The sequence below is a fragment of the Bradyrhizobium sp. WYCCWR15520 genome (assembly GCF_056174665.1).
The window spans coordinates 20,664-31,514 of sequence record NZ_JBWBWM010000059.1; the positions used below are offsets into that span (position 1 = coordinate 20,664).

The window sequence follows — 10,851 nt, forward strand, 5'->3', positions numbered from 1 at the left end:
CTGACGAAGCCTTCTTTGCGGTATCTTCGGCCGCTGCGGTTGCTACTGCAGTTGCTGGGTCGCACGCTCGGCGAAGCGATTGGTGAAGTTTTTGGCTGAAGTCGATAGGATCGTCTCGACCAGCGTTATTCCAACATCGCCCCGGAAATCCGGCGTCGACGTCCACTCCCTCATCCTGCCGACGACAAGGGTCGACGGCCCCGGAAACAAGAACGCGTCGATGATGCCTGATCGCCCCCCGAGCTCCGAGATCGGGACAAGAGCGACAAATATGGCGCCTTGCGCGACAACGAGTTTAGTTCGGCCGGCATAGCTCTTCTCCACTTTAGCGCCAGGTAGCGAGCAAATTTCGAGATAGAGCGCGACGAACTCGTCCGTGGTCTGCAGCGCGGAGACGTCCCGGCGATCAGGCAGCGCCTTCCTGAGCTCGCCGACCATCCCGCTTGCAGGCCCCGCGGACATCACGCCGACTTGGTCAGCGAGCGTGATCGCCTCATCGAGATCATGGGTGATGAAGATCAACGAGCGGCGCCCGGCCTGCCGGAGCAGGATGCGGTGCATCAGCCGGCGCGTGTGAACGTCGAGGGCCGAGAAGCGCTCGTCCAGAAGAAATACTCTCGGCTCCGTGATGAGCGTCTGCATCGCCGCGCGCTTGCGTTGCCCGCCTGATAGCTGATGCGGATAACGCTGCTCAAACCCCGTCACGCCGAACCGAGCCTCGGCGCGCGCCTCCTTGACTGACTTGCCCTGAAGGACGAGCCGGAGCCCAATGTTGTCCTGCGCGATCTTCCACGGCATTGGGCCCGCCTGTTGGAGCATGTAGCCGGACTGATCATTCAGTCTCGTGAGCGGCTTGCGGAAGATCTGAACGTCTCCGAGGCGTGTTTGAAGAGGCCTGTGACAGTGTTCAGGATGGTGGACTTGCCGCAATGGGTTGGACCCACCACCGCAACGAACTCCGCGTCGCCTACCTGGACGTTCATGCTTTTGACTGCGATGAATGCGCCGAAGCGGATCATTACCTCGCGCAAGTCAACGGCCAGCGTTGGTGGCGTTCCATTGTCTCGCATTTCAGAACTCGTTCTGTTATGTGCACTCATAGTCCTGCGTGTGAAAAAGGTCAATCTGTTCTGGCAAACAGAACTATCTTCCTCCAAATTTGATAGCCTCTAGCACCTCAATTTTACGGTGGTTCTACTGTTCAGAACTTGGAGTAAGGATGAGCAAGATAGGAGTTGACGCCGTCAGGAGAGCGCTCGCGATTCTGAAAAGTTTCGACCCGGAGCAGTCTGCGATGACGCTGACGCAGATTGCCGAGATGACAGACCTCTACAAGAGCACAGTGCTCCGATTGGCCTCTTCCTTGGAAGCTGATGGCTTTCTCGTCCGCGGCGCGGACCGGTTGTTTCGACCAGGACCGGAATTGTGGCGTCTTGGGGCGCTCTATCAGCGCGGTCTGGATCTTGGCGAAGTCATCCGGCCATCCCTTCGGCGTCTGGTTGAGGCAACGGGAGAAACTGCATCGTTTTATGTTGCAGATGGCGACGAACGCATCTGTCTTTACCGCGTCAATTCTCCACGTTCAGTTCGACATCATCTCGAAGAAGGCCAGCGATTGCCAATTGATTGCGGCGCCGCCGGTCGAATTCTCACTGCATTCCGCGAGCCAACGAACGTAGAAGGGAAGAAGATCCGCGATAGAGGCTTTTATGTTTCGATCGGAGAGCGGGATCCGGAGGCCGCCGCGGCGGCCGTGCCGTTGATGGACGTACACGGCAACCTGAGGGGTGCCCTTTCGCTATCAGCGATCAAGACGCGCTTCGATGCCAAAGCCCGCAAGGCGGCAATCGAGGCTCTCAAATCGGAAGCCAAGGCCTTAGCGGGGTTACTGCCCGCAAGCGAATACTGATCTTTGAGGGCATCTGCTTTGCGCCATTTTGTAAAGAAGCAGACGCGGCTTCGGCAAAGGCTGGCAATGTCTTATGGCGCAGCATGAGGCAATCAGGCATTTCCCGACTGTTCAGAGGCGGAGCAGCCACATTGAACGATCGACAACAGAGATGATGGAGGCGAATGGCATTCACATGCGATTCGATGCGCCCGCCACGCTTCGCAAATGGCCCTCCATAAACAACAAACGACGTGCAGACAGAAGCTCCTATCAGCTGGCGGAAGGCACGCTGGACGACTGCATACGAGAGTTTATGACGAAGCCTGAGGTCACACGTCATCTTTACGAGATCCACACAGCGCCACAGCCTCCGCTCGTAACGGAAATCTTGTTAGCCGATCACATCACGGAACTCGCCAGATTCCGAAGCTTTCTCTGATCGGGATGTTCCTGTCGGCACGTCTGGACCAGGCGAAGGTCAGCCTCAAATCGGTGAGTCTCAGATCAGGGACAACAATTCCGCTTCGCCCTCGAAAGCAGAGCTGTACGTCAGTGCCGCCTTCGTCCTTGAGACCGGCTAGCCGGAGCACTGGCTCTTATTCAAAGCACATGCAGCTGCCCGCTGCGCGTCTTGTGCCGACGTCCCAGCCACGAACTGTCCCGTCCGCGCGGTGGGCCCTCTGAGTGCCGTCTTCCCATCGCCATGATGGTGGTGCCCATCGCGAGGAGCTGAGGGTGATGATGACGCCGTAGAGGCCTTGCCATGCCTGCTGAGTCCGCCCGATTGATCAACCGAATCGAACGCTCGGCGACCTCCAGTGCCGTCAGCTTAGTCAGCGGCTTGAGCCAAATCGCGCTGGTCGTTCGCAACTGGAGTGAGATCGCGCGATCTGCCAAAGGGCGACGTTGCGCCTGGGATCTTCGTCATCAAATCAGCGTTGTTGCGCCAAAGGGCGATGCGCAAACCACCGACGTTCGGCCAACCAAAACGTCACGCCACGCGCAAGTTCTACAAAGCGGCGATCGACAGTAAGCTCGCTCGGTAATAGCAGGCAGTTCCTGACAATGATGTCGCCACAAATCATAAAGGCGATAAAGCAGGCCGCTTTGGAGGACGACCGCGCCGCGTGGGATGTAATGGAGGAAGCCGTGACACAACAGCTGGAGCGACGAAACTACAAATGAGGGGCGCTTGCGAGCGACCGCAAATGTCTCTCCCACGCTTGAATAGTTAGAGCCCGTCTTTCATAGCGGTTTCATTCCAGTTTCGAGTCCTGCCTGGATCGCCCTTGCGGTTTAGGTTGTTGGTCCACGTCAAGAACGACTCGCTCGGGCTATAATAGCGATTTGATTCAGGGCTTTAAGAACGAGACGATTTCGTAAATTCGATGCCTATCAGGGGAAATCGGCGGCCGGGCCCGGAGCCAAACATTAACGCCGCTAAGATTTCGCCGTAAGGAAGATAATAGGTTTCGCGGTGATCGCAAGCGATCGATGACCGCAGGCTGTCAACAATTGTCAGCACCACGATCGGCGCTGCTGCTGGTGCTGACGATGATGATGCCGGTGGCGATGATCGTCTCATGCTCGCTCTGTGTCGATCAACACGCCGATGAGCAGCGGCATCATGCTGATCATCGGCGTAGCGTCGGCCGATGATCGGCGCTTCTTATGCTACTTTGAGCCTTGTGCTGCCGGAGCCCCGCGCCTTACGACGACAGATCTGAAGGGAAGCTGCAGGGTCGACTAGACGCTCTACTGCCCACTTTCGCTCCCGACCGGACGACATTCCGATCCAATTGATGGATCAGGCGCTACTGATCGCCGGCGGCGCCACCGATGATGATGATCGTCTGGTGCCGGCCACCATGATCGTAATGCCAGCATCTCGATCGTGCCGGTGATGATCGTCAGCCTGCCATCTTACGGGCTATTAACCACCAACCGCAGGGAAGATCGACTGCCTGGTCCTCGAATGTAACGCGGATCACGGCCCTTTTGGGCCGGCCGAAACTGCGTCCGGATCAATCTCGTCCGGATCGACCTCGGCAAAGATAGGCTCTTCGCCGAACGGGCGGTTGATGATCGCGAGAGCTTCGGGAGCGCCGTAGATTCGATTGCGCGCGTATCCGGTCCTCTCTTGCAGAATGCCGGCTTCTTGCAATTGCGCGATGCCCTGATTTATCTGTGCAGGCGAGATATCGAGCAGTTGGCCGAGCCGCTTCGCAGTCACGACCGGATAGTTATGAAGCTCATCCAAGGCTCGCATGGCTGCAGATCCCTTTCGGAATTTTCGGCGCTGCCTCCAGCGCTCGGACAATTCCGAAAGTGCCGTCCGGGTTCGGATGAGTTCTTCGACGGTACCGGTCACGGCGTCGGCCATGAAGGTGATGATGGGCTCCCAGTCGAGCCGTTGTTGAGCATCCTTAAGCGAAGCGTAGTACGCACTCTTTTTGCTTTCGATGTAAGGCGAAAGGTACAGAGGCACATGCTTCTCCGCCGCCATCATGAGTGGAAGTAGAAGGCGACCGACACGTCCGTTGCCGTCGCGAAAGGGGTGCACTGCCTCGAAATGGGTGTGCGCGATCGCCATGCGCGTGATGAATCCTTGCGTCATCTGCTGCATCCCCTCGTTCCGTAGGTAATCGACCGTTTGGGCGAGGCAGGCGGGGACGTCGGCAGGAGGGGGAGGATTCAAACTAGAATATGCGATGTCTTTGTTTCCGCCGATCCACACAACGCGCGTGCGGAGGTCGCCGGGAACGTCCTGGTAGTCGGGGTCATCCTTCATCACGGCGTGATGGAGATCCTTGATCAGGTCCATCGTGAAGACGCTGTAGCCGTCCTTGGCGGCTCTCGGGATGAATCCGTCCAAGGCAACGGCGTAGTTGCGGACTTGGCGCGCTTCGTCCCGGGCGCCGTCGTCACCCGACTCTTCGACGGAAAGCAGTTCGTCAAGAGTACTCTGGGTGCCCTCAATCGACGAGGAACTGACTGCCTCGCGTCTGGTAAGGACCCGACTGACGATGTAGGGGTCCTTCATCTGGGCCGCGATGGCATCGACCTTGCCGAAGGCCGCTTGAGCGGCGTCCAAGGCCTTCGTCGCTCCTCCAACGAAGACGCCGTCCTCCGGGGGGGCAGGCGGGACGATCCCGTAATGGGAGTCGTAGGGCGGCGGTAGCCTTTTAAGGCTCTCGCGGATCGTGTGGCTGAGATCGCTGCGCTTCATGGGAACCCAAAATAGAAGTCGTATTTTCCTATGTATATTTTGGGTTCCTACAAAAAGCCACAACAGGCTGCGATCGCGAGGGCGCTTATTTTGGCTTTCGAAAGTTTCAGCCGGGTTATGTTCCCTATATGTTCCATTAACGAAGGCTATTGCAAGCGGCAACATGCCTGCCGTCCCCCTCAGTGCTCCAGGATCCACCCATCGCTGGGGTGCAGCACCCCTTCGCACCTCGGCCGTCCTGAAGGCCACCTGCAAGCTGGCCATGGTCATGACGTGCACGCCAGGTTCGTTGCGACGCGCGGCATGTACCCGTACGATGACCGGCGAGAGACGTATGAACGACCACCCTTCTGCGCACTTGCATCTGCCGACGAAAAGCCCCGCCTTTGGTGCACCTCGAGTTGACAGTATTTTGGCGCAGCCTGAGTCCTTGAAAGGCGCGGAATGCTCTCACCGGTTGAACTCTTCGGCAACTTCGCCCGATCAAGAAGGCGCCGGCTCGACGCCGTGATCGGTAACAACATGCCGCTCGAAATCCGAAAAACCAGTCCTACCATTTTACCGCGGCCTCCGGGGGGATTCGATCTTCTTTGCCGGAGCTACACACGCGTCTAGTGAGGATCGGCGGATGGTCAGCGCAAAGTCTTAGCGATTGCCGTGGCCGTGCCAACGAACTGCCCATTCTGAAGTGCCCACTGCTTCTGAGCGAGCGCCTCCGGTACGAAGTCCTGAAACTTGCCTGAGCGAACGTTCTTCACGAAAGCTGCGACGTCCATAGGGTCGAGCGCGGACATGCAGCCGAATTTCTCCAGAATGGGCACCATCTGCGCCGGCGTGGTCTCGGGCACGGTCACTCCCAAATCGTGGACACCGCACTCCAAGCCGGCCATTCCGAGCGCAGCGCTGAAGACGGCCGTGGTCTGCGAGCCCCTCCAGACGAAGAGGTGGAGGTCGCGCTCTTCCTGAATGAGGGAGCGCCGATCGAGGTCGAGCGCCCGAAAGGTATCGCGCCCTTCGGCCAACAGTTCTTGGGCTGCCTTGTCCAGGTATTCCGGAACATCGTTGTCGAGGTAGACCGCCCTCATCTCGGCCAACAATCGGTCGTGCGCGGCCTCACCGTGAGACGGCTCGAACCGCGGCACCATGCCTCCCGGATGCGGAGCGACCGACAGGACCTTTCCGGCCTCGTCGACCTCGAGAACGATCCACCGTTGCCCGGCGAAGACCACCAGGCTGTCCTTGTGAACCGGGAACGAGATCGGGAGAGTGCCGAGCGTGCGCCCGGCCGCGGTGAGCCGCCATTCCTCCGAAGTCTCGAACACAGCGAAGAAATCGCGCGACTGCACGATCTTCTCGCCCTCCGAACCGAGCATCAGGACGCCGTCTGGCGCCTGTTCGATCATCCGGACCTCACCGGATCCCAGATGACGCAGCAGCTGCGCGAAGTCCGCCCTATCGATCGAGTTGAACGGTCCCGGCCCGCACAGCAGATCGAACAACGGCTTCGGACGGATGCCGCCCCGTTCGGCGATGACGGACAGAACTTGATGGATCAGCGTGGAGGTCGTTTCGGGGCTGGGCGCAGCAGGCTCGACGAACCCAGCCAGCAGCAAGCGGACGACAGCCACTGACCGGATAGTATTCGGACGCAATTGGTCGAGGATCCCCGACTTGACGTCGACGTAGGGCTCGCGAACGTACACGCGTAGGATCGACGGGGTCCCGCGCCGCCGACCAGTTCGGCCGAGACGCTGTCGCAGCGACGAAAGAGAGCGAGGCGCGCCGACCTGGGCGACCGATTTGACGGAGCCGATGTCGACGCCAAGCTCGAGGGTGGACGTACATACCGCCGTCGTCGGCAGACTGCCGTCCTTCAGCCGAATCTCGAGATCCTCTCGGAGAACCTTCGAAAGACTGCCGTGATGAGGATAGAACTCATTCGAAACGCCCGCTTTCTCGCATCGACGCCTAAGACGGTCGGCGGCCGACTCCACGGTTCGCCGAGACCCGCCGAAGACCAGATTGTTCGTGCCGCGCAAGGTCGAAAATAGATGGTCACAGATCGCGTCCAGCGCGATGCGCTTAGGCGCTTGAGCGTCTTGGCTGGCTCCTTCCGCATGATCGGGATCGTCGAGATCCGGCGGCTCGACGTAGCCACGTATCTGGAGCCGCAACTCCGGAGAATCCGCCTTCGCGACGAGAAGGTCGACATTTTGCGGAGCCGACGGACGAAGCCAGGCCGTAGCTTGGGTCAGATCACCGATGGTAGCCGACAATCCGACTCTGCGGGCTGGCTTCTGAGCCATCGCGTCGATGCGCTTCAGGAGGCTGGCCACATGCAGTCCGCGCGGACCCTGCAGGAACGCGTGGAGTTCGTCGACCACGATAAAGTCTGCCGACGCAAAAAGGCGATGCGCATCGCCCGGGCGCCGCGTCAACATCGCCTCGATCGATTCAGGCGTAATCAGCGCGATACCCGAAGGCTTCGCGATGGCCTTCCGCTTTTCCGCCTGAGAGGCGTCCCCATGCCATATGACGACAGGGATCTCCATCGCTTCGCAGAGTTCATCCAGCCGCCGGAATTGGTCGTTGATCAACGCCTTCAGAGGGCTGACGTAGATTGCAGAGAATCCGTCACCCTTCCTATCCGTGATCAAAGTCAGGATGGGCAGGAACGCCGCCTCCGTCTTTCCGGCGGCGGTCGCAGCAGCGATTACGACGTCCCCCGCCCCGTCGAGAATGGTGCCGATGGAGCGTGCCTGGATTTCGCGAAGTTCATCCCAGCCTTGGTCGCGTATCCAACGTCTGATCTTTGGATGAAGCCGACCGAAGGCCCCTTCAGTTGCCGATACGGAGACTGGTGAGCTCATCGCCCTCCCCTCCCGCGGACTGCGTCGTTTCCTCCGTGACGGCGATATCGGGCGCATCGGGCGCAATCTGGATCCCGCCGATCAGGTCCTGCCAGCGTGCGCCTGGGTTCTGTTCAAGAACGGCGAGCATCTGCACGAACGCGCGGACGGTGGTGCGTGGCGTCCGGAAATACGCCTCTCCGATGCGGCGATTGCAGTGATCCATGAACGCGGTCAAGGCCTCGTCCGGCACCAGGAACTTCACGGAGTCACCGCTAGCAAAGACGTTCCTGATGTTGGAGAGAAGCACGAGGAGATCTTCCGGCGTGAGGCTCTGCAGTCGGATGACCGGACCGCTATAGTCGACCAGCCCGTTCACCGCGAAGCGGTTTTCGGACAAACGCGATTGAAGCGCTTCGTAACTGTACAGGCCGCGCCGCGTGTCGAGGAGGAATTCCGGCGTCCCGCACATCATGAAGCCGATGCCGGTGGTATTGCCCTGCAGGGCGTCGTTCACGATGCGAAGGATTTCCTCGAAGTTCTGATTGCGGGCCTGGGAATTCTGCAGCTTGTAGATGTTGACCATCTCGTCGAACATCACGATCAGGCCGGCATATCCTGCCAACCGCGTCAGACAGGCGAGGGATTTCAGCGAGTCGTAGACGTTATCATCGTCGATGATGGTCCGCACCCGAGCGCCTGGCGGGCTTCCGTCTTGGTCGAGAACTCCCCGCGGAGCCACCTCAGGGCCGAAGTTTTCAACGACTCGTCGGAATGTTCGCTGCCGCGCCAATAAGCCTTCAGCACGACGGCGAAATCGTATCCCCCGACGAAATCCTGAATGGGAGCGAGCTTCTGATCGATCACGGTCTCCACCGAAAGCTGCCGATCGGCGGCCTCCTTAACGGAGTCCGTGACCAGCCTTTCTATTAGCGCACCCAGCGCGCCGCCGTCCGGCTTCGTGCGAGTGGCCATATTGCGAATGGCCTCTGAGTACAGCGCCCGCGCCTGTCCGCCGCCCGCGTGGATGCGTCTATCCGGTGCAAGATCGGCGTGGACGGTGACGCACTTCCGCTCCAACGCGATGAGACGGATCAGGTTCGCGAAGAACGTCTTGCCGGCACCGTATTCGCCGATAATGAAGCGAACGCCCGCGCCGCCGTCGGAGATTCGTTCGATGTCGCGAACCAGCGCGGTGATCTCCGCCGCGCGGCCGACCTGGATGTGCGGCAGCCCTATGCGTGGCACCACGCCGGCGGCGAGCGCCTGGATGATGGTGTCCCGATCCTTCGCTTTGATCGGGCGTGCAGTGGATGGATTCATGCCGCTTCTCTCAGTTCAGCCAGCCTGTTGCGCAGGTGCTCTACCATGACGACGTACTCGCCGTCCTCGATGATTGCCTCTTCGAATCGGTCAAAGGCCCAATCGTTGATCCGTTCGATGGCCCCGTCCGGCAGCAGCTTGAGGTCCTTCGCGCGCTGCTCGAACTCCGCCCTCGGCAGAGATCCCTTAATTTCGAGGAGCTCGACCAATTCGGCATGTGCGGCGTCGAGCCCATCGAGCGAGCCGGTCGTGCCGGAGACGGCAGGGGATGGTTCGGGCGGCGATGGCGCGTCTTCTTCGAAAATATTCGCTAGGAGCGCCGAAACCGTTTGGGTCTCGCGTTGCGTACGTGCAAGCCGGGCGGCATCTATGCGGATCGTCGATGCCGGCGCCGACTCCGCCTGCGCCTTGGCCGTCTCGGCCGGAATGAGCGCCTTCTCCGAGACGGGGGTCGGTACCTCCTCGGCACGGACTTCTTGTGAGATGGCGACGGGCTCGTCGGCAGGCTGGGTTGGACTTGCGCGATGCAAGGCGGAATACACCCGTTCGTTCGGAAGACCGAGCGCCTTATGGAGCCGCTCCAGAAAGCGCACTGCGCTCGGATCCACGTTCTCGTTGCCAGCGATGATCGCTAGTGCGGCATCGGCGATGATCGTGCGCTCCTCTGGGCTGCGCTCGCCCAGCTTGCGCATTACCCGCTCCTGCTTGGGCGGACTGTTGAACACAGTCGCTGCATAGGCGATCAGCCGTGCCTGCTCGATCGGGGACAGATCCGAGGCGTCTCGAACTCCTGCGACCACGCGCTTCAACTCGTCGGCCGAGGCATCGCCGTCAGCGGCCGCGGCCAACACGGCCACCTCGACCTGAGCCTTCACGGCTCTGTAGCTGGATCGCTCGGAATCGACCTTTCCGCCTACATCGGCTTTGAAGATGATGACCTGATCCTCGAGTTGAGGGACGCCGCTCCCATAGCGGCGATCCGGCTCTATCGCGATGTCGATGCGGTCCAGAGCCGCGCCGAGCTGGTCGGCAAGCGTAGGCGTGACTTTCCCGTTCGCCGGCATGTCGAAGCCCGCCGCCTCCAGCATGTTGCGCATCTTCGTGCTGGCGCGTTTGTGTTCGCCCATCGAGCGGTGCATCTTCTGGCCAAAGAGGTGAATGCGGCCATCCGCAGGGTCTCGTTGCAGCGGCTCCGGCAACAAAAGTGCGGCCTGCATAGACTCGCGGGAGTCGGGACGCCGTCCGAACGGCCAATAGGGCATCGAACTTCCTTCGACGTCAGGGCGAGTTGCGCTCGCGGAGAGCTTCGGATTGATCGCGTACTGATCCGTCGAGCGCCGGTCGTCCAACTTCACGAAATCGCCCAGATAGAACAACCCGCCCGGGATCTGCGCGCCCTGCACGACCACAGTTTCCGAAGGATCAACCCACCGCTCTAGCTGTGGAGCCTCAACAGGTTGTTCCTGGTCAGAGCGAGTCTGCTGATCGGCGGCATCGAACCGATACTGCCATGCGGCCGGTGCCAATTGTAGCGGTGAAGCCATTTGGGCAGCTCGGCG

General features: G+C 60.2%; 5 protein-coding genes and 2 pseudogenes. 1 reads left to right on the top strand and 6 read right to left on the bottom strand.

The features are described 5' to 3' along the window. Window positions 1-42: 42 nt before the first annotated feature. Window positions 43-1,100: pseudogene (locus tag AC0QUY_RS38370) on the bottom strand (ABC transporter ATP-binding protein). A 119-nt stretch (window positions 1,101-1,219) separates the two neighbouring features. On the opposite strand from AC0QUY_RS38370, the gene AC0QUY_RS38375 reads away from it, so the two are divergent. Beyond that, on the top strand, window positions 1,220-1,909 hold the full coding sequence (locus AC0QUY_RS38375; RefSeq protein WP_161855698.1) for an IclR family transcriptional regulator: 690 nt from the start codon (window positions 1,220-1,222) through the stop codon (window positions 1,907-1,909). A 1,969-nt stretch (window positions 1,910-3,878) separates the two neighbouring features. Here AC0QUY_RS38375 and AC0QUY_RS38380 read toward each other — a convergent pair. The 5 genes and pseudogenes from AC0QUY_RS38380 to AC0QUY_RS38400 form a co-directional block, all read right to left on the bottom strand. Further along, complete coding sequence (locus AC0QUY_RS38380) at window positions 3,879-5,120, bottom strand: Fic family protein (RefSeq protein ID WP_161855699.1); 1,242 nt, start codon at window positions 5,118-5,120, stop codon at window positions 3,879-3,881. 632 nt (window positions 5,121-5,752) lie between these two features. Beyond that, complete coding sequence (locus AC0QUY_RS38385) at window positions 5,753-7,990, bottom strand: DEAD/DEAH box helicase (RefSeq protein WP_161855700.1); 2,238 nt, start codon at window positions 7,988-7,990, stop codon at window positions 5,753-5,755. Further along, a pseudogene (locus AC0QUY_RS38390) lies at window positions 7,959-9,292 on the bottom strand (ATP-binding protein). The gene AC0QUY_RS38385 and the pseudogene AC0QUY_RS38390 overlap by 32 nt, the downstream one beginning before the upstream one ends. Beyond that, complete coding sequence (locus tag AC0QUY_RS38395; protein WP_474417108.1) at window positions 9,289-10,701, bottom strand: TerB N-terminal domain-containing protein; 1,413 nt, start codon at window positions 10,699-10,701, stop codon at window positions 9,289-9,291. The pseudogene AC0QUY_RS38390 and the gene AC0QUY_RS38395 overlap by 4 nt, the downstream one beginning before the upstream one ends. A 26-nt stretch (window positions 10,702-10,727) precedes the next feature. Continuing rightward, window positions 10,728-10,851 (bottom strand): integrase core domain-containing protein (locus AC0QUY_RS38400; protein WP_474417109.1); only part of this gene is annotated, 124 nt, incomplete at its 5' end.